Annotated in this window: 28 protein-coding genes; 7 read left to right on the top strand and 21 right to left on the bottom strand. The window is 69.4% G+C overall.

Features of this window, described 5'->3' with window-relative positions:
• Nucleotides 1-210 precede the first annotated feature (210 nt).
• The 7 genes from ACFVW6_RS03455 to ACFVW6_RS03425 all read right to left on the bottom strand — a co-directional run bounded on the left by ACFVW6_RS03455 (nucleotide 211) and on the right by ACFVW6_RS03425 (nucleotide 6,474).
• Nucleotides 211-312: a 30S ribosomal protein bS22 gene (locus ACFVW6_RS03455; protein ID WP_003402602.1), complete on the bottom strand. Its 102-nt coding sequence runs from the start codon at nucleotides 310-312 to the stop codon at nucleotides 211-213.
• 184 nt (nucleotides 313-496) lie between these two features.
• Nucleotides 497-766 (bottom strand): helix-turn-helix domain-containing protein, encoded by a 270-nt coding sequence (locus ACFVW6_RS03450; protein ID WP_355273993.1) that lies wholly within the window; start codon nucleotides 764-766, stop codon nucleotides 497-499.
• 162 nt (nucleotides 767-928) lie between these two features.
• A complete protein-coding gene (gene proC / locus ACFVW6_RS03445; RefSeq protein ID WP_378823930.1) occupies nucleotides 929-1,747 on the bottom strand; it encodes a pyrroline-5-carboxylate reductase in 819 nt (272 codons plus the stop codon).
• 28 nt (nucleotides 1,748-1,775) lie between these two features.
• Nucleotides 1,776-2,642 carry a thioesterase family protein gene (locus ACFVW6_RS03440; protein WP_378823933.1) on the bottom strand — a complete coding sequence of 289 codons (867 nt, stop codon included), beginning with the start codon at nucleotides 2,640-2,642 and terminating at the stop codon, nucleotides 1,776-1,778.
• Between the two features lie 93 nt (nucleotides 2,643-2,735).
• Nucleotides 2,736-3,575, bottom strand: a complete 840-nt coding sequence (locus ACFVW6_RS03435) for a sugar phosphate isomerase/epimerase (RefSeq protein WP_355274651.1) — start codon at nucleotides 3,573-3,575, stop codon at nucleotides 2,736-2,738.
• 42 nt (nucleotides 3,576-3,617) lie between these two features.
• The gene (locus ACFVW6_RS03430; protein WP_378823935.1) at nucleotides 3,618-5,414 is read right to left on the bottom strand and encodes a hypothetical protein; all 1,797 of its coding nucleotides are present in this window, start codon (nucleotides 5,412-5,414) and stop codon (nucleotides 3,618-3,620) included.
• Between the two features lie 76 nt (nucleotides 5,415-5,490).
• Complete coding sequence (locus tag ACFVW6_RS03425) at nucleotides 5,491-6,474, bottom strand: hypothetical protein (protein WP_378823937.1); 984 nt, start codon at nucleotides 6,472-6,474, stop codon at nucleotides 5,491-5,493.
• Between the two features lie 65 nt (nucleotides 6,475-6,539).
• On the opposite strand from ACFVW6_RS03425, the gene ACFVW6_RS03420 reads away from it, so the two are divergent.
• Entirely contained in the window at nucleotides 6,540-7,418 is an 879-nt protein-coding gene (locus tag ACFVW6_RS03420) for a hypothetical protein (RefSeq protein WP_378823939.1), read from the top strand.
• A 70-nt stretch (nucleotides 7,419-7,488) separates the two neighbouring features.
• Nucleotides 7,489-7,818 carry a hypothetical protein gene (locus ACFVW6_RS03415; RefSeq protein ID WP_355274010.1) on the top strand — a complete coding sequence of 110 codons (330 nt, stop codon included), beginning with the start codon at nucleotides 7,489-7,491 and terminating at the stop codon, nucleotides 7,816-7,818.
• A 59-nt stretch (nucleotides 7,819-7,877) separates the two neighbouring features.
• Here ACFVW6_RS03415 and ACFVW6_RS03410 read toward each other — a convergent pair whose 3' ends face one another.
• The 3 genes from ACFVW6_RS03410 to ACFVW6_RS03400 form a co-directional block, all read right to left on the bottom strand.
• Nucleotides 7,878-8,567, bottom strand: coding sequence for a response regulator transcription factor (locus ACFVW6_RS03410; protein WP_019049472.1), 690 nt, complete (start codon nucleotides 8,565-8,567; stop codon nucleotides 7,878-7,880).
• Nucleotides 8,564-9,802 carry an ATP-binding protein gene (locus ACFVW6_RS03405; RefSeq protein WP_355274013.1) on the bottom strand — a complete coding sequence of 413 codons (1,239 nt, stop codon included), beginning with the start codon at nucleotides 9,800-9,802 and terminating at the stop codon, nucleotides 8,564-8,566. Before ACFVW6_RS03405 ends, ACFVW6_RS03410 begins: the two co-directional genes overlap by 4 nt.
• A 128-nt stretch (nucleotides 9,803-9,930) precedes the next feature.
• Complete coding sequence (locus ACFVW6_RS03400; protein ID WP_355274016.1) at nucleotides 9,931-10,317, bottom strand: helix-turn-helix domain-containing protein; 387 nt, start codon at nucleotides 10,315-10,317, stop codon at nucleotides 9,931-9,933.
• A 111-nt stretch (nucleotides 10,318-10,428) separates the two neighbouring features.
• Here ACFVW6_RS03400 and ACFVW6_RS03395 point away from each other — a divergent pair, with 111 nt between their 5' ends.
• Nucleotides 10,429-11,148 carry an NADPH-dependent F420 reductase gene (locus ACFVW6_RS03395; RefSeq protein WP_378823942.1) on the top strand — a complete coding sequence of 240 codons (720 nt, stop codon included), beginning with the start codon at nucleotides 10,429-10,431 and terminating at the stop codon, nucleotides 11,146-11,148.
• Between the two features lie 38 nt (nucleotides 11,149-11,186).
• On the opposite strand, the gene ACFVW6_RS03390 is transcribed toward ACFVW6_RS03395, so the two are convergent.
• The 7 genes from ACFVW6_RS03390 to ACFVW6_RS03360 all read right to left on the bottom strand — a co-directional run bounded on the left by ACFVW6_RS03390 (nucleotide 11,187) and on the right by ACFVW6_RS03360 (nucleotide 15,727).
• Nucleotides 11,187-11,891, bottom strand: coding sequence for an ESX secretion-associated protein EspG (locus ACFVW6_RS03390; protein WP_378823943.1), 705 nt, complete (start codon nucleotides 11,889-11,891; stop codon nucleotides 11,187-11,189).
• Nucleotides 11,888-13,225, bottom strand: a complete 1,338-nt coding sequence (locus tag ACFVW6_RS03385) for a hypothetical protein (RefSeq protein ID WP_378823944.1) — start codon at nucleotides 13,223-13,225, stop codon at nucleotides 11,888-11,890. Before ACFVW6_RS03385 ends, ACFVW6_RS03390 begins: the two co-directional genes overlap by 4 nt.
• A gap of 2 nt (nucleotides 13,226-13,227) precedes the next feature.
• On the bottom strand, nucleotides 13,228-13,854 hold the full coding sequence (locus ACFVW6_RS03380) for a DUF3558 domain-containing protein (protein WP_378823945.1): 627 nt from the start codon (nucleotides 13,852-13,854) through the stop codon (nucleotides 13,228-13,230).
• Between the two features lie 3 nt (nucleotides 13,855-13,857).
• Nucleotides 13,858-14,220 (bottom strand): hypothetical protein, encoded by a 363-nt coding sequence (locus ACFVW6_RS03375; protein ID WP_378823946.1) that lies wholly within the window; start codon nucleotides 14,218-14,220, stop codon nucleotides 13,858-13,860.
• 178 nt (nucleotides 14,221-14,398) lie between these two features.
• Nucleotides 14,399-14,830 carry a hypothetical protein gene (locus ACFVW6_RS03370; protein WP_378823947.1) on the bottom strand — a complete coding sequence of 144 codons (432 nt, stop codon included), beginning with the start codon at nucleotides 14,828-14,830 and terminating at the stop codon, nucleotides 14,399-14,401.
• 34 nt (nucleotides 14,831-14,864) lie between these two features.
• Nucleotides 14,865-15,212: a hypothetical protein gene (locus tag ACFVW6_RS03365; RefSeq protein WP_378823949.1), complete on the bottom strand. Its 348-nt coding sequence runs from the start codon at nucleotides 15,210-15,212 to the stop codon at nucleotides 14,865-14,867.
• Nucleotides 15,213-15,379: 167 nt separating this feature from the next.
• Nucleotides 15,380-15,727: a DoxX family protein gene (locus ACFVW6_RS03360; protein ID WP_378823950.1), complete on the bottom strand. Its 348-nt coding sequence runs from the start codon at nucleotides 15,725-15,727 to the stop codon at nucleotides 15,380-15,382.
• 205 nt (nucleotides 15,728-15,932) lie between these two features.
• Here ACFVW6_RS03360 and ACFVW6_RS03355 point away from each other — a divergent pair, with 205 nt between their 5' ends.
• The gene (locus ACFVW6_RS03355; RefSeq protein WP_378823952.1) at nucleotides 15,933-17,051 is read left to right on the top strand and encodes a serine hydrolase domain-containing protein; all 1,119 of its coding nucleotides are present in this window, start codon (nucleotides 15,933-15,935) and stop codon (nucleotides 17,049-17,051) included.
• Nucleotides 17,052-17,109: 58 nt separating this feature from the next.
• On the opposite strand, the gene ACFVW6_RS03350 is transcribed toward ACFVW6_RS03355, so the two are convergent.
• On the bottom strand, nucleotides 17,110-17,847 hold the full coding sequence (locus ACFVW6_RS03350; protein ID WP_355274046.1) for a phosphoglyceromutase: 738 nt from the start codon (nucleotides 17,845-17,847) through the stop codon (nucleotides 17,110-17,112).
• A 71-nt stretch (nucleotides 17,848-17,918) separates the two neighbouring features.
• Nucleotides 17,919-18,812, bottom strand: a complete 894-nt coding sequence (locus tag ACFVW6_RS03345; RefSeq protein WP_378823955.1) for an ROK family protein — start codon at nucleotides 18,810-18,812, stop codon at nucleotides 17,919-17,921.
• A 201-nt stretch (nucleotides 18,813-19,013) separates the two neighbouring features.
• On the opposite strand from ACFVW6_RS03345, the gene ACFVW6_RS03340 reads away from it, so the two are divergent.
• From ACFVW6_RS03340 to ACFVW6_RS03330, 3 genes are all read left to right on the top strand, one after another.
• Nucleotides 19,014-20,189: a lipase family protein gene (locus tag ACFVW6_RS03340; protein WP_378823957.1), complete on the top strand. Its 1,176-nt coding sequence runs from the start codon at nucleotides 19,014-19,016 to the stop codon at nucleotides 20,187-20,189.
• A 101-nt stretch (nucleotides 20,190-20,290) separates the two neighbouring features.
• Nucleotides 20,291-20,560 carry a type II toxin-antitoxin system Phd/YefM family antitoxin gene (locus tag ACFVW6_RS03335; RefSeq protein WP_378823959.1) on the top strand — a complete coding sequence of 90 codons (270 nt, stop codon included), beginning with the start codon at nucleotides 20,291-20,293 and terminating at the stop codon, nucleotides 20,558-20,560.
• Nucleotides 20,550-21,002, top strand: a complete 453-nt coding sequence (locus ACFVW6_RS03330) for a type II toxin-antitoxin system VapC family toxin (RefSeq protein ID WP_378823960.1) — start codon at nucleotides 20,550-20,552, stop codon at nucleotides 21,000-21,002. Before ACFVW6_RS03335 ends, ACFVW6_RS03330 begins: the two co-directional genes overlap by 11 nt.
• Nucleotide 21,003: 1 nt before the next feature.
• Here ACFVW6_RS03330 and ACFVW6_RS03325 read toward each other — a convergent pair whose 3' ends face one another.
• Nucleotides 21,004-21,522: a YbjN domain-containing protein gene (locus tag ACFVW6_RS03325; RefSeq protein ID WP_357342505.1), complete on the bottom strand. Its 519-nt coding sequence runs from the start codon at nucleotides 21,520-21,522 to the stop codon at nucleotides 21,004-21,006.
• Complete coding sequence (gene mshA, locus ACFVW6_RS03320) at nucleotides 21,519-22,877, bottom strand: D-inositol-3-phosphate glycosyltransferase (RefSeq protein ID WP_378825606.1); 1,359 nt, start codon at nucleotides 22,875-22,877, stop codon at nucleotides 21,519-21,521. The genes ACFVW6_RS03325 and mshA overlap by 4 nt, the downstream gene beginning before the upstream one ends.
• Nucleotides 22,878-22,906 lie beyond the last annotated feature (29 nt).

The following is a 22,906-nucleotide window of genomic DNA, read 5'->3' as shown; positions in this document are numbered from 1 at the left end:
TATCGGAACTCGGTCCTGGCCCCACTCAAAGCCCCCTGCTTCTCATGTTTTCCCGCGTACCAGAGTAGCCGCATTCGTGCCACCCACCGACACGATCAACAAGCTTTTAACGAGGTCGACTCGTCAGCGCATGACGAGATTCACAAACCTGATCTTTTCAAAACGAGAGCCCGCCACCTCGAAGGTGACGGGCTCGCGTGGCACGCAGGCTTACTTGCCGAGTTTGCGCCGCTGAACACGCGTGCGGCGAAGCAGCTTGCGGTGCTTCTTCTTCGACATACGCTTGCGGCGCTTCTTGATCACAGAACCCATAGGGTTTCCTCGCGTTTCTCTTCTCGGCATACACACGCGGTGTCGCGTGCGTCGTCTGGTGTCCGCGCCGCCGGGGCGCACCGGACACCACGAAGCGGTGCCACCGGCAGGCGGACACGAACCGAGGGTTCATGCTACCGGGACACCCGAGCAGCGACGAAACCGCCCTTGTGGCCGACCTGGGTCAGCCGGCGTCGAAGTACGACGTCTCCAGGTAGTCGTGCACCGCCTTCGCGTGCACCCGGAACGAGCGGCCGACCCGCACCGCGGGCAGTTCACCCGAGTGGACGAGCCGATACACCGTCATCTTGGACACCCGCATGAGATCGGCGACTTCGGCGACGGTGAGAAACTGAGTGCCACCGCCGATCACCGGTTGTCCCTGTGTGGAGCCGACCCGCGGACTCGGCGAACCCGATCCGCCGCCCGACGCCGGTGAATTGCTTGCAGACATTCTGTTCGCAGACATCATGGCACCATTGACCTCCGGCACGTCCGCGCCGCCGGCTTCCCCACCGGCGGAACAGACACGCACGTGCTTCTACGAGCTTAGCGGGACCAGTGGGATTACTGCGACGGGTGTGAGAAATCGGTTTTCATCCCGGGTACCCGATCGTCATTCGTTCGACGCGCCCTGTTCCGCGGAGCGTTGCTTGGAGGCGTGCAGCGCCTCGATGAACGTCGAGCGCAACGCGCCGCGCTCGAGCACCCGCAGTGCCGCCGCCGTCGTACCGGCGGGCGAGGTGACCGCGGCCCGCAGATCGACCGCGTTCTGCCCGGTCTCGTCCAGCAGCGCCGCCGAGCCGATCATGGTCTGCACGACCAGCTGGGTGGCCACATCGCGCGCCAGCCCCAGGCTCACACCGGCATCGATCATCGCCTCGACGACGAGGAAGAAATACGCCGGTCCGGAACCCGACACCGCGGTGACCGCGTCCATCTGCGATTCGGCCACCGTCACCACCTTACCCACGGCCTCGAGCATCTCGCCGACGAGCTCGAGCTGCTCGGGGTCGGCGTAGCGGCCCGGCGCGAGCACGCTCATGCCCTGCCCGACCAGCATCGGGGTGTTCGACATGACCCGGACGACCGGGAAGCCCGCGGGCAGCTTGGACTCCAGCCGCGCGGTGGTGACACCCGCGGCCAGCGACACCAGCACCTGCTCGCTGCCGGTGTCGAGATCGGCCTTGGACAGGTCGGTGAGCACCGAGTCGACATCGCCCGGCTTGACCGCGACGACGACGATGTCGGCCCCGACGACCGCCTCCACGACCGAACCGCTCACCCGCACCTTGAAACGCTCGGCGAGCTGCGCGGCCCGCGCGGCGACCGGCTCGACGACGACCAGGTCCTTGGTCGCCCGGCCGGACTCCAGCAATCCGGCGACCAGCGCCTCACCGATCCGACCGCCACCGACTACCGCAATTCTCGTCATGGAATCCAGGTTAGTGGTGCGGCACCCTTCAGCGCGCCGCCGGGATCAACGCCAATTGGCGACTCTGCGCGACGACCGCGCCGGTGGAGTCGATGACCAGCTGGTCCTCGTCGAACATGCGCTCACCGACCTCACGGGCGGTCGCGATGACGCGCAGCCAGCCGGGGGCGGGGATGCGGCGCAGGTAGGTGGTCATCTGGACGGTCGGCGACCAGCCGAACTGGCCCAGGTTGATCGGCACCGGCGGGCTCATGTCGGCGGCCATCATGGCGAAGGCGGCGCGCACGCGCGGGTCGGCCTCGTCGCCGTCGAGCGGGCGGATCCACAGCCGGGCCCGGGGCGCGCCGGTCTCGCCGCGGGCGAAGTCGGCCCACTTGGCGTCGAGGTAGACCCGGGCCACCTCGCCGACGTGCACGATCTTGCCCATCGGCGAGTCGGGGGTGTACTCGAGCGCGGTGGCGTCGGGCTCGGCGGGCATGTCGGTGGCGGTGTCGCTCCAGCGGGTGCCGTCGGCGTCGAGGTGGCCGAAGGTGAAGGCGGTGCGCACGAGGGTGCGGCCGTTCTGGATCAACTCCGCGTCGGCGAGGCAGATCTGGCGGCCCTTCTTGCGGATGTGGACCGCGTACTCGACCTCGCCGGGCTCGGGGGCGCCGAGGAAGTCGGAGCTGGCCGCGATCGGCGCCATCTGCGCGAGCGAGGCGTCGGACTCGGTGAGCCAGCGGGTGGCCGCGGCGGCGCTGGCGGCGACCATGGTGCCGCCGTGCACCTTGGGACCGATGGTCCAGGCGGGCGCGATGATGCCGACGTAGCGCCCGGTCTCGGCATCGGTGGTGGGGAGTTCGGTCAGGTCGACGACCTGACCGAACGGCGCGTCGGTCGCGAGTTCTCGCGTCATCGTCACTCCTGGTCGCGGTTCACTTCGGTTCGTACAGCGTACAAGCATGCTATGCAAGGCACCATACTGCGGCGGTGTGACGTAGCAGATGCCTCAGCTGAGGTCGGCGTGGGTGGCGCCGGTGAGGTGCCTGCGCGCGAAGTCGAGCGTGCGGCCGAGCAGGGCCGAGCGTTCGGCCGTGGTGCGCGCGGTCTGGGTGTTGATCTCGGCGACGGCGTGCCCGGTGAAACCGGTGTGCACCAGGTGCTCGCACAGCTGCGCGCACGGCTGGGTGCCGTCGCCGGGGACCAGGTGCTCGTCGTGGGCGGCGCCCCGGCCGTCGGCCAGATGCAGGTGCACCAGGCCCTCACCCATCCGCTGAGCCAGCTCGAGCGCGTCGGCGCCCGCGGTCGCGGTGTGCGAGAGATCGAGGGTGTAGTGCTCGAAGCCGATGTCGGTCGGATCGAAGGACGGGCTGAACGCGCTCACCGCCGGACCGGGCCCGGAGCGGCGTTCGAGCCTGCGCACCGCGCCCTCGCGGAACAGGGTGTCGGCCCGCATCGGGAACATGTTCTCCACCGCGACCTTGATCGGGTAGTTGGCCTCCAGCTCACCGACCTGGTCGGCGAAACCCTTGGCGTAGCGGCGCTGCCAGCGGAACGGCGGATGCACCACCACGGTGTCGGCGCCGAGCGCCTGCGCGGTGCGCACACTGCGCTCCAGCTTGGCCACCGGGTCGGCGCCCCAGACCCGTTGGGAGATCAGCAGACACGGCGCGTGCACGGCCAGCACCGGAACGCCGTAGCGCTTCACGTAGGACTGCACGGTCGCGATGTCCTGGCTGGCCGGTTCGGCCCACACCATCAATTCCACACCGTCGTAACCCAATTCGGCCGCGTAGCGGAACGCCGCCTGGGTGTTCTCCGGATACACCGACGCCGTCGAGAGCCCGATTCCGATATCCGCCCGCGCGTTCCCCACAGCCCACTCCCTGCTTCAGCTGGTACTGAGGAGAAAGGCTAGCGGTCCGAGCGTCACGAAGACGCCTACGACGACGGCGATCACAGTGCTGTAGATGTCGTCGGTGCGGCGCAGTATCCGCACCAGCGCCACCAGCCCGAGGATGACGACCATGGCCAGGGCCAGCGCGACCCAGGGCAGCGTCTCCCACATCGTCTCGAAACCCTTGAACAGCAACATTCCGGCGATCGCCGCGCCGACGCTCTGCCCGGCGAGGATCAGCCACTGACGGCGGTTGTCGTCCTCGGTGGCGCCGCGGGCCAGCTGGGAGAAGCGCCCGCTCGCGCGGGTGGCCGCGACCCGGCTCGCCGCCCGCGACTTGGCCCGGCTCGCCACCTTGGACGCGGCGGCCTTGGTCGCGGCTCGCCTGCTCGCCCTGGTCGGCTTCGGTTCGGGCTCGTAGTCGTCGTCGTAGTCGTCATCGTCGTAGCCGGTGTCGTAGTCGCCGGTCGTGTAGTCGGTGTCGGAGTAGTCGTTGTCGGCGTAGTCGCGGTCGACATAGTCGGACTCGGCGTAGTCGTCGGTGTCCGGCTCGGCGGCGCGGTTACCGCCGACGCGGTAGACCTCGGTGCGGGCGTCGGCGTCGTCGGCCTGCTGGCGCAGCAGGTCACCGGCCACCGACTGACCCGAGATCAGCGGCTGCTCCTGGCTGACCGGCGACCAGGCGGCCGTCGGGAAACCGCCGCTCTCGGGCGCGGACGGCGCCGGGTCGGGCCGGTGCCTGCGCGCCGACCAGGACGGCAGCCCACCGGTCTTGCCCGCCTCGGGCCCCGGCCTGCGGCGATCCAGCGACGGCCGCTGCTCGGCCTCGGGGGCGGGCCAGCCGGTCCCCCGCGCCTGCGGGACGTCGGGGGCGGGCGGGGCGTTGTAGACCTGCGTGGCGTCGATGTCGGCGCGCGGGCCGAATTCCGGGAACGCGTTGAAGCCGGGCGCCGCGCCACCGGGAGCGGGGAAACCACCGAAACCGGATCCCGAGTCCTGGCGGCCGGGGAAACCACGGGCGGTGTCCGGGGCGGGCGCGGGAGGTTCGAAACCGGTCGGCGCCGCGTATCCCGACGCGTCCGGCGTCCACGGCGCCGGCGCCGCGGCGGCCTCCTCGGCGGCCTCGGCCGCGCGCCTGCGGGCAGCCCGGCCACCGGTGGCGGGCGGCGCCTGCGGCGGCTCGGGCAGCGGAGCGGGTTCGGGCGCCTCGTCCGGCTCGGCCCGGCGACGACGGCCGCCACCGACCGCGGGCAGCGCGCCCGAACCGAACATCTCGGCGATGCCGGGATCGACCGGCTGGGCCGAGCTGGGCGCGCCCAGCCGGCCGGGACCACGTCCGGCACCGCGCGAGCCGGAGTCGCGCGCCTCGGCGCGATACGGGCCGAACGGATCGGCCGACGGGCGCGGGCCCGCCACGCCGAGCGGATCGCTCGGATCGGGGGCGGAGAACCCGGACTGGGGATCGAAGCGGGTGATCGGCCCCGACATCGGCGAGTACGCCGGCTCGGCCGGGCCCGGCGGCGGATACGGCGCGGGCTGATAACTCGCGGGCGGTTCGTAGGCGGGCGCGGGCTCCGGCTGATAGGCGGGCGGCTCGGGCTCCGCGCTGGGCGCGGCGTGCGAGTTCGGCCGGACGGCCGCGTTCTCTCCGGTCAGATCGTTGACCGAGAGCCCGCGACCACTGCGTCGCCGTCTGCCGCCCCCACCGCTCGCCGGCGGCGACGCGCCCTGCGCGGCATTGCGCGCGAGTAGTTCGGCGACCGATAGCTGTTTCGAATCGTCAGCGCTCATGCCCGCGCCTCGCTAGCGCTCGGCGCCGGCATGACCGCTGCGGCAGCTGTGCCGATCTGCCGCTCGCTCCGCTCGCTCATGCCGACTCCGCTCTCGCCACCGACGCGACCGGCGGGACGATGGCCGGGCCCCCGTTCGGCTCGGTATCCAGCTTGCGCAGGATCAGGCCTTCACGCAGCGCCCATGGGCAGATCTCGATGCTGTCGAGCGACAACGCCCGCATACTCGCCTCCGCGACCAGTGCGCCGGCCACCAACTGCTGGGACCGGTCCGAACTCACGCCTTCCAGCTCCGCGCGGTCGGCCGCGGTCATCCGGGAGATGAACGCGATCAGCTGGCGCAAACCGGAGCTGGTCAGTGTACGGCGCACCCGCGGACCGGCGGCCGAGGGTGCCGCCCCGGTCAGCCTGGCCAGCGAGCGGAACGTCTTCGAGGTGCCGACGGCCAGGTCGGGCTTGCCCGCTTCGATGATGGTCCGGGTGGGGGCGACGAGCTCGGCGTCGAGCCAATCGCGCAGGACCGCGATCTTGCGCTTGCTCGGCGGATCGTCGCGCAGCCACTCCCTGGTGAGCCTGCCCGCGCCGAGTTGCAGCGACAGCGCGACGTCGGGTTCCTCGTCGCCGCCGTTGGACATCTCCAGCGAGCCGCCGCCGATGTCGAGGTTGATGATGCGGCCCGCGCTCCAGCCGAACCAGCGGCGCACCGCGAGGAACGTCAGCCTGGCCTCGTCGTCGCCGGAGAGCACCTGCAGATCGACGCCGGTCATGCCGCGCACCCGGGCCAGCACCTCATCGGAATTGGTGGCCTCACGCAGGGCCGATGTGGCGAACGGCATCAGCTCGACGCACTTGGAATTGCGCGCCAGATCGGCGAATTCCTCGATGGTCGCGATCAGCCTGGCCTCGCCCGCCTCGGTGATGCGGCCGTCCCCGTCCATGTTCTCCGAGAGCCGTAACGCCGACTTCGACGAGCTCATCGGCATCGGGTGACCACCACGATGCGCGTCCACCACGAGCAGGTGAACGGTATTGCTTCCGACATCGAGAACACCAAGCCGCACAGGAATACGGTACTTGGTGATCCGGTACTACAGGTCAGGCGACTGAACTGTTAGCGTCACAAGTTGTGACCGAAGGCGCATCTGGCACCGCGGAGACCGGGCTCCGACCTGGGCGAAAGATCGATCCGAGCCCCGAGGTCGAGCTCGACTTCCCACGCGAATGGATCGAGTTCACCGACCCAGCAAACGACGAGCACCAAATCGTCGCCGATCTGACCTGGCTACTCTCCCGCTGGTCGTGTGTATTCGGCACACCCGCCTGTCAGGGCATCATCGCCGAACGCCCCGACGACGGGTGCTGCTCGCACGGCGCTTTCCTCGCCGACAAGGACGACCGCAAGCGGCTGGCCGGTGCTGTGAAGATGCTCACACCCGAGGACTGGCAGCTGATGGGCGAGGCCACCGAGAAGGGCAAGGTCGTCAAGAAGGGTTACCTCGAGCTCGATGAACTCGAGGACGAACCGGCCCTGCGCACCCGCCGCTTCGACGGCGCCTGCATCTTCCTCAACCGCCCCGGTTTCGCCGCGGGCCCCGGCTGCGCGCTGCACATCATGGCGGTGCGCAAGGGCATCGAACCGCTCGAGGTGAAGCCGGACGTCTGCTGGCAGCTGCCGATCCGCCGCACCCAGGATTGGGTGGAACGTCCGGACGGAGAACAGATCCTGCGCACCGTGGTCACCGAATACGACCGCCGCGGCTGGGGTCCGGGCGGCCTCGATCTGGACTGGTACTGCACCGGTTCGCCCGACGCGCACGTCGGCGCCAAGCCGGTCTGGCAGTCCTACGGCCCCGAGCTGCGGGAACTGCTCGGCGCGCCCGCCTACGAGGAACTGGCCCGGCTGTGCCGCCGGCGCGAGGGCCTCGGCCTGATCGCGGTGCATCCGGCGACGGTGAAGGCGGAACGCATCCACCCCGAGGCTCACATTTCGAATCAATCGGCGTGAAAACCTCGTAACCTGCTGGTTCACCCCGTGGTCATGCGGAAGTCACTCCGATCGGGTTGGATCGTTATCCATGTCGAAGAAAGCGCTCTCCCTGGCGACCCTCGTGATCGGCGCCACCCTCTCCATGACCGGCCTGGCCAACGCCGAACCGAACGGTGACCCGGCCAAGTACGCGGACTTCACCTCGAGCTTCGTGAACTACAACTCCCCCGAGGCCCTGACCGCGGCCCAGGACGGCAAGTACATCATCGTCAGCCCCCAGGGCACCTCGACCACGATCGCCTGCCGTGGCACCGGCACCGACGTGGCGATCTACGACTGCATGCAGGAAGACCAGTTCGGCTGGTACAACCTGCGCAAGATCGACACCCCGCTCGGCCCCGCCTGGAGCTCCGTCTAAGTCCCTCCGAACACGAGAGCCCCGTCGGCGGACCGACGGGGCTCTGTTCGTTCGCGCGATCAGGCTTCGAGCTTGTACCCGAGGCCACGCACGGTGACCAGGTGCTCCGGCTTGGCCGGATCGGCCTCGATCTTCGAGCGCAGGCGCTTGACGTGCACGTCCAGGGTCTTGGTGTCACCGACGTAGTCGGCGCCCCACACCCGGTCGATCAGCTGCCCGCGGGTGAGCACGCGGCCCGAGTTGCGCAGCAGGTATTCGAGCAGGTCGAACTCCTTGAGCGGCAGGGTCACCTGCCCGCCGTTGACGTGCACCGTGTGCCGGTCCACATCCATCCGCACCGGACCGGCCTCGAGCACGCCGTTCTCGCTGCCGGAATCCAGCTCGTCACCGGCGCCGCGGCGCAGCACCGCGCGGATCCGGGCGATCAGCTCGCGCGCCGAGTACGGCTTGGTGACGTAGTCGTCGGCGCCCAGTTCCAGGCCGACGACCTTGTCGATCTCGCTGTCGCGCGCGGTCACCATGATCACCGGCACGCCGCTGCGGGTGCGCAGCTGCTTGCAGACATCGGTGCCGCTCATGCCGGGCAGCATCAGGTCGAGCAGCACGATGTCGGCGCCGGAACGATCGAACTCGGCCAGCGCGGACGGGCCGTCGCCGACAACGGTGACGTCGAAGCCCTCCTTGCGCAGCAGGAACGCCAGCGGATCGGCCAGCGACTCCTCGTCCTCGACGATCAACACACTCGTCATCTGCGTGCCTCCACACCGTTCGTTCGTCCAGCGGGGGTGCGCTGGACAATGGTTTCTCTCGTGGCGAGCTCCGGCCCCTGCTCCGCGTCCTCGTCCCCATCGGTTTCCAGATGGGCGGGGATGCGCAGCGTGAACGTCGAGCCGGTGCCCAGTTTGCTCCACAGGGTGATCTCACCGTTGTGGTTGGCCGCCACGTGTTTGACGATGGCCAGGCCGAGCCCGGTGCCGCCGGTCGACCGCGAGCGGGCCTTGTCGGAGCGGAAGAACCGCTCGAACACCCGCTCCTGGTCTTCCTTGGCGATGCCGATGCCACGGTCGGTGACGGCCATCGCGACGTGATCGCCGCGCAGCGACCGGCTCACCGACACGTGCGACCCCTGCGGCGAGTACGCGATGGCGTTCTCGACCAGGTTCGACAGCGCGGTGACCAGCAGCGTCTCGTCGCCGAGCACTTCCAGCCCACTGGGCCGATCGGTGCTGACGGTGATGCCCGCGGCCTCGGCGGCGGTGCGCGACCGGTCGACGGCCTGCTGCACCACGGTGTCGACGTCGACCACGGCCAGATCCGGCAGCTTCTCGGCGCCCTGCAGGCGCGAGAGCGCGATCAGCTCGGTCACCATCTTGCCGAGGCGCCGCGATTCGCCGAGCACGCGCGAACCGAAGTGGCGCACGGCCTCGGGATCGTCGGCGGATTCCAGCATGGCCTCGGCCAGCAGGCTCATCGCGCCGACGGGGGTCTTGAGCTCGTGGCTGACGTTGGCGACGAAATCGCGCCTGGTCGCCTCCATGCGCGCCTGCTCGGAGTCGTCGTCGGCGAACAGCACGACGAAGCTGGTCTCCTCGCGCGAGAGCTTGCGGGCGACGCCACGCACGGCGATCCGGCCACGGCCGGGCAGCGGGTTCTTGGCGGTGAGGTCGTATTCGGCGGACTCGCCGGTGGCGAGCACCTTCTCCACGGCGGCCCACGCGCGTTCGTCGAGCAACCGGTTGCGGACCAGGCCGAGTTCCTCGGCGCGCGGATTCACCAGGACCACGTCGCGGTACTCGTCGACCACGGCGATGCCGCTCTCGGAGGCGAGCACGATCAGGTCGAGCACCTGGGACATGGTCAGCCCGGTGTCTTCCTGGGTGCGGGCGGCCTGCCTGGCGTTGACATACGGGATCAGCAGGCCCCCGACTGCCAGTCCGACGACAGCCGCGAGGACTGCCAACAGCACGGCCTGCGGAACACTCACGCTTTGATCGTACGAGTGCCGACCGACGTATCGGTGGCGGGTCGTCGAAGTTTCGCGCAGGTCACAGGCCCTTGGCGTGGCGTTCTCGTGCCGTTCACCCGGCGGGCACCTGGAGTGTCCTCGGCGTGTCAGTCCGGCGGTTCGCCGTACATCGCGAGGGTCACCGCGGCCCCGTGCCGGTCGACCCATGCGCCGAGCGCATAAATCGGCTGGAGCAGATCGCGGCCCGCTTCGGTGAGTTCGTATTCCACCCGCGGCGGCGCTTCGGCATACCGCTGCCTGCGCACGAGCGTCATCTGTTCCATCCGCCGCAACGTCTGGGTGAGCATCTTCTGGCTGATGCCCCCGACGGCGGTGCGAAGGTCACTGTGACGAAGCGGACCATCGCGCAGCATGTACACGATCACGGGCAGCCAGGAATTCCCGAACAGATCGACGCCCATCCTGGCGGGGCAGTCGGACTCGTAGTCGCCATAGGGCGCGTAGTCGACCCGTTCGGCCGGTTCCGCGGTCATGCGATCCAGCCTGCCACCGCCGATAGGCACCCGGGAGTGCCTATCGGAATTCCTACCGTCGGTGTGGTCGATGCCATCGGGCGTCGGCACCCGCGAACCCTGGGAGTTCTCATGCGAATCGGAATCATCGGCGCTGGTGCGATGGCGGCCGCGCTCGGCGGCGGCTGGGCGGCGGCGGGCCACGAGGTGCGGATCGGCGCGCGGTCGGCCGAGGCCGGGCGCGCGCTCGCCGCCCGGATCGGCCCGCGCCAGCCGGTGCGTCGATCCACCGAGGTGCCGGGCATCGGCTCGGCACCCGTGGTCCACGCGGGCGACATCGTCTCGGCGATCACGGACGCCGACGTGGTGCTGCTGGCGGTGCCGGTCGACGCGCTCACCGCCGTGCTCGGCGAACACCGCGACGTGCTGGCGGGCAAGGTCCTCATCGATTGCACCAACGCCTTCCTGCCCGACGCGGCCGCGCCCGAGGGCGACACCGCGTTCGTCCTGAGCGAGGACGCGGTGGCCGAACGCATCGCGGCGACCGTCCCGAAAGCCCACGTGGTCAAGGCTTTCAACCTGCTCGCCGCCGAGGTGTGGGCCGGACCGGACCGTGTCTTCGACGGCGAGCGACTGGCCGTCCCGCTCTGCGGTGACGACGCCGACGCGATGCGCACCGTGGCGTCCCTCGCCGAAGACCTTGCCCTGCAACCGTTCCCAGCCGGTGGCCTCCATCGGGCGAAATACCTGGAGGCCACCTCGGTCTTCACCGTCGGCCTGTGGTTCGACGGCGCGAACGCGCGGGCCATGCTGCCACCGCTGGCGGCGGCGTTCGCGGTGGCCGACGCCTAGGTCCAGCCACAAAACCCCAGCAGGACAGGCGTTCTGGATCAGTCGCCGCGCGCGGGGGCGGTCGCGATGGCTTCGATGGCGTCGATCAGGCGCTGCTTGCCCGCGGGTTCGATATGCAGATCCTGGAATCGCCGATAGCTCAGGTAGCGGCCATCGTCGGTGACGTCGAGCCAGGTCAGGTACCGGGCCGGGGTCGCGCGCTCGGCGTGCAGGCCCACCCTGGCCTCGATGTACCCGGACGCCGCGCGCGGCGACGCGGTGAGCCGGTGCATTCGCTCGGCGACGGAATCCGCTGCGCGCTGCCAGGATTCGAAGTGCGCGGCCAGGCGGTCGACGTCCTCGACGAGGTGGCCCGCCTGCCCCGCGGGCAGCTCGCCGAGGAAGGAGGCGAAGGCGCGCGTCACCATCCCGGCGCTGCCGGAGAACACCTCGACACTGTTGTCGTCGTACTGCCGGATCACGACACCGCGCTCCCCCGACCGCGCGCCATAGGCCCGCAGCCGGGGCCCGGCCTGATCGAAGACCGCCATCGCGGTGTCCGGTCGCGCCGCGTGCCGCAGCACCGCGGTCAGGTCGGGGTCGGCGCCGGTGGGCCAGCGCTGCGCCGCGGCGCGGGCCAATTCCTCGTAGCGGCCCTGGGTCGGCGCGTCCGAAAACACGGTCAACGGGAAGGGGTACCGGTCCGCGCCGGTCTCCCCCTGCCAGACGAAGGCGAACTCGTCGGCGGTGAAGGTCCAGCTCACGATGCCCCCGCGCCGCCCTGATCCGCGACCCGCGTCGACGGCGCGTCCGAGCCGATCGCTTCGGGCACCGCGGGAATCTCGTCCCCGAACAGCTCCGGCTGCACCCGGCGCAGGTAATCGGGTGAGTTGTGTTCCTCCTCGTCGTCCTTCCCGCCGCCGCGCGCACCCGGCGCGCCCATCATGCCCGGACTCATGCCACGCCCGGCCGCCGCGCCCGCCGCACCGGAAAGCCCTGCGGCAGCGAGGTTCTGGCCGACACCCGCCGGCGCCCGACCCGCGACGGACCCACCCGGCGTCAACGTGGCGCCACCCGGGCTCGAACCGCCCGGCGACCCCGACCCCGGCGAACCGCCACCACCCGGGCTGGTCCCCGGGGTGGTCGACGCCGGTGTCGTCGACGCGGGCGTGGTGCCCGCCGGATCGGTGCTGCTGTCGTCGCCCTGCGAGTCGTCGGAACCGCCGCTGTCCTCGGTATCCGTTCCCGCAGTGGTGGTCTCGTCGTCGTCGGTCGTCGTCCCGGGTTGCGTGGTTTCCTCCGTGGTGCCGGGGTCCTCGCCTGTCGTCGTCCCGTCGTCGGTGGTGGTGCCACCCCCGCCGTTGGTGGTGCCACCGTTGTTCGACCCGCCACCACCGGTGCCCGGATCATTGGGATTGACGGTGCCAGGCTGGGTGGGTGCGACGAAGGTCGGCACGTTCTCCCCGGCGGGGCCGTAGGTCGGCTCGTAGGTCAGGGTCATCGCCGCGATCGCCTGTAGGCGCCGGTCTTCCTTCTCTCGCTCGGTAGCCGCCGCCGACCCGGGAACCGCGAGTTCCGCCAAGGTCGCGGGCACCGACGTCCCCGGGTCGGCCACCACAGTCGCGTTGATCGGCGCGGGCACAGCCACTTTCACCGCCTCCGCACCATAGGCCGCGGCCTTCACCCGATGTCCTACCGCTGAGAGCACCGTGTACACGTCCGTCGCCTCGGTGACGAACTTCCGCCCGGCAGCCTCACCGGCGGAGGCGAACTCGCCGTGCAGGCTCGACGAGGCCCGCGCGGTCTGGATCATCAGCCCGGTCACCGCACCGGAGATCTCGGTGAACATCGCGACCCACTGATCACCGAACTGCTGCATCACGCCGGGCTGCATCTGCTGCACGGCGTTGTAGATCTCCTCGTGCGACATGCTGTTGAACGGCTCGAACCCAGAGATGTACTTCGGATCGACACCACCGTGACTGAGCGATTCCTGTTGCTTCTCGGCACCGGACTGCTGCTGTCGCCCGCTGACCTGCTGATCCAGTCCCGGCAGAATCGCGCTCAGCGGATTCTGCGAGCCTCCCCCGTCCGCCATGGTCAGTTCTCCTTACCGATGGATTTCTCTACGACCGAGGCGATTTCCATGATGTTGGCGCAGGGGTCGAGGTTCTGGCGTTGGCCGAGGCTGAGGACAAGGGTCCTGACGAAAACGACACCGGCCTCGGTTCGAAGGTGCACCTTGCAGGCGTTCTCACTGCCCGGGTCGCCGCGTACCAGTCCGGCCTGGCGTCCGTTGACAGTTGTTTCCTGCAACCAGGCGCCGTTCTTCTGAAGGTTCTCGTCCCACGTGATGTTGCCGGAGTCCAGCCCGAGAGAGACGGTATTACCCGAGTCACGGAAATCGCAGGTCAAAAAGGTGTACTCGGCAACCAGGTCCGACCCCCGCTTCCGCGACGTCGGCTGGAATCCGACGGCCGTGATGTCAGCGTCGCTGATCCAAGTGCACGGGTCGAAAACCACCTTCGAGCGTCCGGTCGACTGCGTGTACTTGTTGTCCTGGGATGGCGGCTGAAGCTTGGGGTCGGTCAGCGTCGGACGCGCCGCCTGGGTCGTGGACGACCCGCCCTGAGCCGAGGGTTCGGGGCCGGCGGTGCCGGTCGACGAGCTACACGCCGAGGCCGCCAGAGCAACGAGGACGCCGCCCGCGATCACTCTCGTTTTCATGTGTTATGCCTGCCTAGCTATCTCGCTCAACGCATCCGCGTTGAGCTGGTCCGCCTCGCTCAGAATTCCCGCAGCCTGCAGATATCCATCTGCCATACCCCTCGCTGCCGTCGCCAGCTGCTGCAACACCTGCTTTGCAGCGATCGCCTTGTTCGAGAACCCCTGCTGCAAAGACAGGGCAGAGTTCAGTGACCCGAAACCACTGATATTCACCATCCGCTCAGCGTCTACGACCCACTCATCGCACATCGCCGCGAACCGCAGATACGCCTGCGCCACGTCCCGAGCCGCATCCGGCTCCATCGTCAACTGCCCCGACGACGCCGCATTCCACAGCTGCGCGGCAGCATCCCCACCGATAGCCACAGGATCCCCTCCCAACGATGCCCACCCGCATCCTAGCGCCCGATCTTCCGCACACGATATAGCGGAGGCTGACCCACTACCAGGCCTGAGCCCGCCTCACCGGGCGACCGTGCCCCGCCCCCTCCGCGCGCACGCCCCCGAACGGCCGGAGCTCGAATTGGCCGCGGATCTATTCGGATCAAATCGGCAACCAAGCCGGCCACCATGGCGGAATATTCCCCGGCGGACAGATCGGAATCCGCGCAGACTGACCGGGATCATGCAGCCAGAACATCGTGAACCATAGAAGCCCGAGTGATCCGAGCAAGCAAACCAAGAACGTCAAGGCACCGCGAATCACTGCAGGCGCCCTATCTCGAAAACGCCTACTGATCGTCAGCGTGGCGCCCCACCAAAGAGCGGCTGCGATGACATTCGGCACCAGGAGCAGCAGCAACGTCATGCCTTCGCCGGCGCCGGCGACCCCGCAATCGCGCCATGATCGCGTAATAGTGCTGTTGATCGCGCTCGAGGTAATCGCACCTGCTACGAGGCTGATCACGACATAGGCCACAATGGCTCGGGCGGGCGGCCGCACCAGCCTGTGAGCAGAATCGAAACTCTCAACCATCAACTAGGCGGGTCCGCGATCCGGCGGATGCCGGTCAGGCGAAGACTTCGTCGATGGTGTCGGCGGTGAGTACTCGGCGCGCCCACAGACGCAACCGATCCAGATCCGCCGCCCGAACCCGTGCCGACAGCTCGGCGGGCACAGTGCCGAACTTCTCGATCAGCTGCTCGACCAGGATCTCGGCTCTGCCCCGCGCTTCGCCGCGAGCCTCGCCTCGTGCCTCGCCCTCGGCGCGCAGGCGCTCAGCTGTCGTCATGATCGCCTCCTTGGCGCGCGGACCGAGCTGTTCGATCACCGGATCCAGGTCTTGTTCGGGCGTATCGCCCACGATCAGGATATAGCTGAATGTCGGTCGGAGGTCGACGGTGGGATCGGCCTCCATCGCCCGTAGGTCCTCGACCAGCTCGAGCAATTCGATGGCGGCGAGACCATGCGAGCGAACCTACGCCGACGGTGGTGCCGATTACGAATCACTCAAATCGACCATGCGCCAATCAGATACGAGAGACCACCTGGGATCCGGCGCTCCGGATCCCAGGGACGGGTCAGTCAGGCGGCGGCGCCGAGGCCCAGCGCCACCGCGACCGGGAGGAGGTAGAGCAGGGGGAAGGCGACGGTCTTGTACGAGCGGGCGCGGAGGACGGTGATGACCGCGCCGAGGAAGTAGAGGATGAGGGCTATGGCGGCGGTGATGCCGAGGGCGGGAATCCAGAGGCCGATGATCAAGCCGATGGCGCCTGCGGCCTTGGCCAGGCCCAGCGGGGTCCACCAGGTTGGGGGGACGCCGTAGTCGATCAGGGGGTCGACTACGAAGGGGGCTCGGCGGAGCAGCGAGAAGGCCGAGAAGCCGACCCAGAGGGCGGCGATGACGGTGACGATGACGTACGCGGTGTGCATGGTTGGCCTCCTTCGGCAGCCGCGTTGTTCGCGGCGTCTACCGAGGTGACGACGTAGCCGGGGTGGGTGTGACATCGCGGGGCCGATCGCCGAATCCTGGGGTGTCATCTGGTGATTCGTCGGTCGGGGCCCGTACTCCGGTCCGAGGCGGTGGCAGTACCGCAGACCGATGCGCGTGGCGGTCGGCGATTTCTACCGTCGGATCATGCGTACCCGAGTTCTTGCTCTCGCGATCTGCACAACCGCCGTGCTGCTGTCGTCCTGCACGACCGGTGCGGCGGAACCGCTGCCCTCAGGGGTCGCCACCCGCGCGGACACCGTGCAGGCGGATCTCGATGGGCTGATCAGCTCCGGCGCTGTCGGCGCGCTCGCGACGCTCACCGACAGCGGCACTACCACCGTCTTGGCCGCGGGCACGACCGACCTCACGACGCCGATGCCCACCGATCCGCCGCAGCATGTCCGGGTCGGCAGTATCACCAAGACCTTCACCGCCGCGGTCGTGCTGCAACTGGTGGCCGAGGGCAAGGTCGAGCTCGATCGGCCGGTCGAGACGTACCTACCCGGGCTGCTCACCGGGGACGGCATCGACGGTCGCGTCATCACGGTCCGGCAGATCCTGGGGCATCGCAGCGGGCTGCCCGAGCCGACCGAGGCCCTGGGCATGGACGAGCACACGGCGGCGCGGCTCGGGCGCACCTTCACCCCTGCGGAGGAGATCGCCCTCGCTCTGCGGTACCCGGCGCGGTTCGGCCCGGGTGCGCGGTTCGAGTACACGAATACCAACTACATCGTCGCGGGGATGCTGATCGAGGCGGTGACCGGACGCGCCTACGGTGACGAGCTGCGTGAGCGGATCCTCACGCCGCTGGGGCTGTCGGGCACGTATCTCCCGGCTACCGGCGAGACCGGCCTGCGCGATCCGCATCCGGCCGGCTACACCACCGTCGACGGCACCGTCACCGAGGAGACGCTGATGGAGCCGTCGGTGCCGTGGGCGTCCGGTGCGCTGGTCAGCACCGGGGCCGACCTCAATCGCTTCTACACCGCGCTGCTGGCCGGTCGGGTGGTGTCGCTGACCCAACTGCTGCCCATGCTCGACGGAATCGATATGGGCGGCGACGACGGCATGTCCTACGGCCTCGGCGTCGGCTACACCCGGTTACCGTGCGGCGCCCGCTTCGTCGGCCACGTCGGCGGTGTGCGGGGCTTCACCGCCGTCTCCGGCGCCACCGAAGGCGGACGAGCGGTCACCTTCTCCTTCACCGGCACGCCCACCGCCACGGAGATCGGCACGCTGCTCACCCACGCGCTGTGTGACTGACCGGCAACGGAACGGCCCCGCACCGTGCGAACGATGCGGGGCCGGTCCGGGGGAACGACTACTTACCGCCCTGGCTGGCGACGGCGGCGGCGCCCGCGGCGGCGGCCTCCGGGTCCAGGTATTCGGCGGGCTTGACCGGGCGCAGGTTCTCGTCGAGCTCGTAGCGCAGCGGGATGCCGGTGGGGATGTTCAGGCTGGAGATGTCCTCGTCGGAGATGTTGTCGAGGTGCTTGACCAGCGCGCGCAGCGAGTTGCCGTGGGCGGCGACCAGGACGGTCTTGCCGGTGAGCAGCTCGGGGGCGATGGTGGTCTCCCAGTACGGGATCATCCGGGCCACGACATCCTTCAGGCACTCGGTCTTGGGGACCTCGATGCCCGCGTAGCGCGGGTCGCCTTCCTGGCTGTACTCGTTGTCGTCGGCGATCGGCGGCGGCGGGGTGTCGTAGCTGCGGCGCCACAGCATGAACTGGTCCTGGCCGTACTGCTCGCGGACCTGCTCCTTGTTCTTGCCCTGCAGGTCGCCGTAGTGGCGCTCGTTGAGCCGCCAGTCGCGGATGACCGGGATCCAGTGCCGGTCGGCGGCGTCGAGCGCGTTGTTGGCGGTGCTGATCGCGCGGCGCAGCAGCGAGGTGTAGACGATGTCGGGCAGAACGTCGTGCTCGGCGAGCAGCTCGCCGGCCCGCTTGCCCTCGGCGATGCCCTTGTCGGTCAGGTGCACATCCACCCAGCCGGTGAACAAGTTGAGGGCATTCCATTCGCTCTCGCCGTGGCGCAGCAGCACGAGGGTGTAGGTCATGGGGTCATTCTGGCATTTCGCCGATACTTCCGGCCCACCCACCTGCTATGCGGGCGCAATGGCCACGAGGATCACGCCGCGTCCGCCTCCACCGCCAGCACCCCGGCGCCGACGAGCGTCGCGCCGTCGGACAGCGTCGACAACTCCACCGTGAGCCCGCGGACGAACTCCAGCCGCGCGTGCCGGGCGACCGCCGCGCGCAACGGCCCCCACAGCGGCTCGCCCGAGTGCGCGAAGCCGCCGCTGATCACCGCGCGGTCCACATCGAGCAGGGCGGCGGCGCTGGAAACCGCCTGTCCGAGCGCGGTTCCCGCCCGGGCCAGCGCGGCGGTCGCCACCCGGTCGCCCCGGTGCGCTGCCTGGGCGAGCTCGATGCCGGTCGTGCCCGCCCAGCCGTGCTCGCGCGCCCAGCGCACCGCGGACAGTCCGCTGGCCACCGCCTCGACACAGCCGAACCCGCCGCATCCGCACGGGGTGTCGTCACCGGGGACGACGATGTGCCCGAGATGACCGCCGTTTCCGGTGCGCCCCACCAGGACTCGCCCATCCGCGATGATCCCGCCGCCGATCCCGGAGGACACCGTCAGCGCCAGCCCGTCGGCCACCCCGCGCAGCCCGCCGACCCGATGTTCGGCCAGCACCAGGCACGCCCCGTCGATAGCCAGCCGCACTGCTGCGGCCGGGAACAGCGCCCGCACATGCTCGACGATCGCGAATCCGTCGCGCCACGGCGGCAGGTTCAGCGGCCGGACGACACCGGCGGGCACGTCGACCGGGCCCGCCGAACCGATCCCGACGGCGGTCACCTCGGTGTCGCCCGCCACAACGCGCAGCAGGTCGCGACAGGCCGCCCACGGGTCGCCGGTCGCGGTGGCCGCGCGGCGCACGCCACGCAGCGTGAAATCCGGATCGACCAGTCCCGCAGCGAATTTCGTTGCCCCGATATCGAGTGCGAGTGCCGTCATCACCCCTCCTGTCCGCACGGTGCCCGGCACCTTGTCGTCGCAGCCCAACAGGGCCGTGCGGACCACGCGATGTGAGGGATCACAGCATGTGGCACACGACACTTTGACTACTGGTTGGTACGCACGGCCCATTTTCGTTAGATACTTCGACGCGGGTCGGGTCTAGTCAGCTGGGCAGCACAACTCTGATGAAGGATAGCTGTGTCGAAATTTGTCGTATTGGTGTTGAGCTTGCTGTCGGTGGGCTTCCTAGCCGCACCGGCGGGGGCGAACCCGTTGTATCCGACCCCCGATCCGGATCCGTTCTTCGCGGCACCGAGTGACATCGCGGCGCTCGCGCCCGGTGACGTCGTGCGCAAGCGTCGCATCGACACCCTGCTCTACCCCGGGACCGAGGGCTGGCAGATCGCGTTCCGCTCCACCAACTCGGCGGGCAACGCGATCATGGGCGTCACCACCGTGCTGATGCCGATCGGCGTGAAGAACCCGCCGCTGGTGTCGTACCAGGCGCTGATCAACTCGATCGGCACCCGCTGCAACCCGTCGCAGTCGCTGTTCAACGGCGAACTGCAGGACGCGCCCGGCGCGATGCTGCCGTTGCAGCGCGGCTGGGCCATCTCGGTCCCGGACTACCTCGGCCCGACCGTCGCCTACGGCGCGGCCAAGCTGAGCGGCATGGTCACCCTCGACAGCGTGCGGGCCGTGCAGAAGGTCGCCGAGCTGGGTGTCGGGAACTCGCCGGTCGCGATCGCCGGGTACTCCGGCGGCGGCATGGCCACCGCCTGGGCGGGTGCCCTGCAGCCGACCTACGCGCCGGAGCTGAAGCTGTCGGCCGTGGTCGCCGGCGGCATCCCCGCCGACCTGGAGCTGATGGCCGACGCCCTCGGCTTCGCGCCGCACCCCGGCTTCGGCCTGGCCTTCGCCGCGGCGATGGGCATCGAGCGCGAGTACCCCGAGCAGGTGCCGGTCTCGGACCAGCTCAATGAGAACGGCCTGTGGTTCCGTGAGTTCACCAAGGACGCGTGCCGCCGGTTCCTGCTGTTCCACGGCATCTTCCGCAATGCCGAGCAGATGGCGGCGTCCAAGGAACTGATGACCAGCCAGGTCGCGCGCGGGGTGCTGCGCGAGAACAGCCTCGTGCACTTCACCGGCGCGCCCACCGCGCCGACCTACATCTGGCAGGGCAAGTACGACACCCTGACCCCGTACGGTCCGGTCGCCGAGTCGGTCGCGCACTTCTGCTCGAAGGGCGCCCCTGTTCAGCTCCAGACGATCGAGATCTCCGAGCACATGACCGCCGCCGCGGCCGGTTTCGTGGACGCCTGGAACTACGTCGAGTCCCGCTTCCGCAACGAGCCGGTGCCGTCGAACTGCTGACCCGACACCGGGTACCCGTGCGCGCAAACACGCGGGTACCCGGTATCGCCAGCCCTTGGCACGTGGTAGCACAAGGTGGCACTGCTCGCTAAGCTGGGAGTATGAGTGCCCAGCCAGAGATCACCCAACGGGATCTACGGAACCGGTCCAAGGAGATCATGGACGCGGTTCAACACGGCACGTCATTCACGGTCACCCGTGATGGCCACCGGATCGGTGAGCTGATCCCCCTGCGGCGCCGACGCCGCTTCGTCAGCCGAGCTGACTTCGCCGCAATGTCGCGGACCTCTCCGGAGATCGATGTCGCGACCTTCCGCGCCGATCAGGCGATCGCGATGGACGACACCGCGGGCGACCCCTATGACGCCTGAGACACCCGAGGCCGGACTGCTCGACACCAATATCCTGATCCTGCGCCGTCGTATCGATGCGAACGAATTGCCTGATCAGATGGCGATCAGCGCCGTCACCCTCGCCGAGCTGTCCAGCGGACCGAATCAGGTTCGACCCAATTCGGAACAGAACGACTACGACGAGATCGAAGAACGCGCCCGCCGGCTGGAGGTGCTGCAGCGCGTCGAGAGCGAGTTCGATCCGATTCCGTTCGATGTGGAGGCCGCGCGGATCTACGGGCGGGTTTCCGCTGCGGTGGTCGCCGTCGGCCGCAAACCACGCCGACGCGTCGCCGATCTGATGATCGCCGCGACCGCGATCGCCGAGGACCTGCCGCTGTTCACCACGAATCCCGATGACTACATCGGTTTGGAGAAGCTGCTGACCATCGTCGCCGTGACGCGACCGTCGGACGGGTGAGCTAGTCGCGCGGCGGCGCGGCCATGTCATCCGGCGTCTGCGTGTCGATCAGGTGCTCGAAGGCGCGCAGGTTCTTGAGGGACTCGCCGCGGGAGACGCGCCACTTCCATTCCTTGCGGATGGATTCGGCGAAGCCGAGTTCGAGCAGGATGTTGAAGTCGGTGTCGACGGCCTCGAGGATCTGGCCGAAGACGCGGTCGAGCTCGTCGGGGGTGACCGACTCGGCCGACATGCGGCCGACGAGGTAGATGTCGCCGACGTTGTCGAGGGTGTAGGCCACGCCGTAGAGGCGGCGGTTGCGGCGCAGCAGGTACTTGTAGACGCCTTCGAAGTTCTCGTCCGGCTTGCGGCAGACGAACGATTCGATGCGCACGCCGTGCTTGCCGACGGTGAGCATCACGGTCGTCTTGAGCTTGCGTTCGCCGGGCAGCACGACGATGAAGGTGTCGTCGGTGTGGCGGGTGTATTCGATCTCGCGGTCGCGCAGCGTGTCGTCGATGACCTGCGATACGGCGCTCACCTGCGTACTCCCGTCCGGCGCCGCCACAGCGCCCGCGATCTGGCCTGGCTGGTCTCGCCCGCGTGCAGGGCGATCGGGCCGCGTTCGGCGCGGAACCCGGCCATGGCGGCAGCGTAGCTGTCGAGCAGCCCCTCGGCGGTGTGCGCCCAGGAGAACTCGCTCGCGTGCGTGACGGCGGTGGCGCTCATCCGCGCCAGGCGATCGGGGTCGTCGAGCAGGGCGGCCAGCGCGTCGGCCCAGTCCGGGGTGCGGTGTCCCGGCACCAGCAGACCGGATTCGCGGTGCCGCACGGCGGTGCCGAGGCCGCCGACGTCGGCGGCGAGCACCGGGGTGCCGCTGGCCTGCGCCTCGATGGCGACCAGGCCGAAGGATTCGTTGTAGCTGGGCACGGCGACGACATCGGCCGCGCGGTACACCTGCACCAGCCGGTCCGCGGGCTGCGGCGGCAGGAAGGTGACGTGGTCGGTGATGCCGAGATCGGCGGCCAGCTCGATCAGCGCGTCGGGGCGGGCCAGGCCGGAACCGGACGGTCCGCCGACGATCAGCACCCGCAGCTTGCGGCGGGGGTCGCGGCGCAGCAGCGCGGCCGCGGCGCGGACCAGCACGTCGGGGGCCTTGAGCGGCTGGATCCGGCCGACGAAGGCGACGACCTGCTCGTCGGCCCGCAGGCCGAGCTCGGCGCGGGCCGCGAGCTTGTCGCCGGGCCGGTACCTGGTCAGATCGGCGCCGGGCGGCACCACGTCGATGCGATCAGGCGAGGCGCCGTACAGGTCGACGAGCTGGCGGGCCTCGTCACCGGTGTTGGCGACGAGCCGGTCGGCCTCGGCGATGACCTGCTTCTCGCCGATCACCCTGGTCTCGGGTTCGGGGGCGTCGCCCTCGGCGAGCGCGGCGTTCTTCACCGCGGCCAGCGTGTGCGCGGTGTGCACCAGCGGCACCCGCCAGCGGTCGCGGGCCAGCCAGCCGACCTGGCCGGAGAGCCAGTAGTGGGAGTGCACGAGGTCGTAGTGGCCGGGCAGGTGGCGCGCCTCCTGGCGCAGCACCTCGGCGGTGAACGGGCACAGCTGGGTGGGCAGGTCGTTCTTGTCCAGGCCCTCGAACGGTCCGGCGACGACGTGGCGCACCAGCACGCCGGGCCCCGCCTCGGCCACCGGCGGCAGATCCGACGAGGTCGCGCGGGTGAAGATCTCCACCTCGGTGCCCCGTTTGGCGAGCTCGAGCGCGGTTTGCAGCACATAGACGTTCATGCCGCCCGCATCGCCGGTTCCGGGCTGCGCCAGCGGTGACGTATGCACCGAGAGCACCGCGATGCGGTGGGGCAAAAGTTCCGGACGACGCTGACTCACACCCTCCAGTGTGCACGCCGCGACGCCGCCGCCGACAT

Origin of the sequence: Nocardia sp. NPDC058244, from assembly GCF_042882065.1 — a bacterium.
GTDB lineage: Bacteria > Actinomycetota > Actinomycetes > Mycobacteriales > Mycobacteriaceae > Nocardia.
This window is presented reverse-complemented; position numbering and strand designations above follow the sequence as displayed.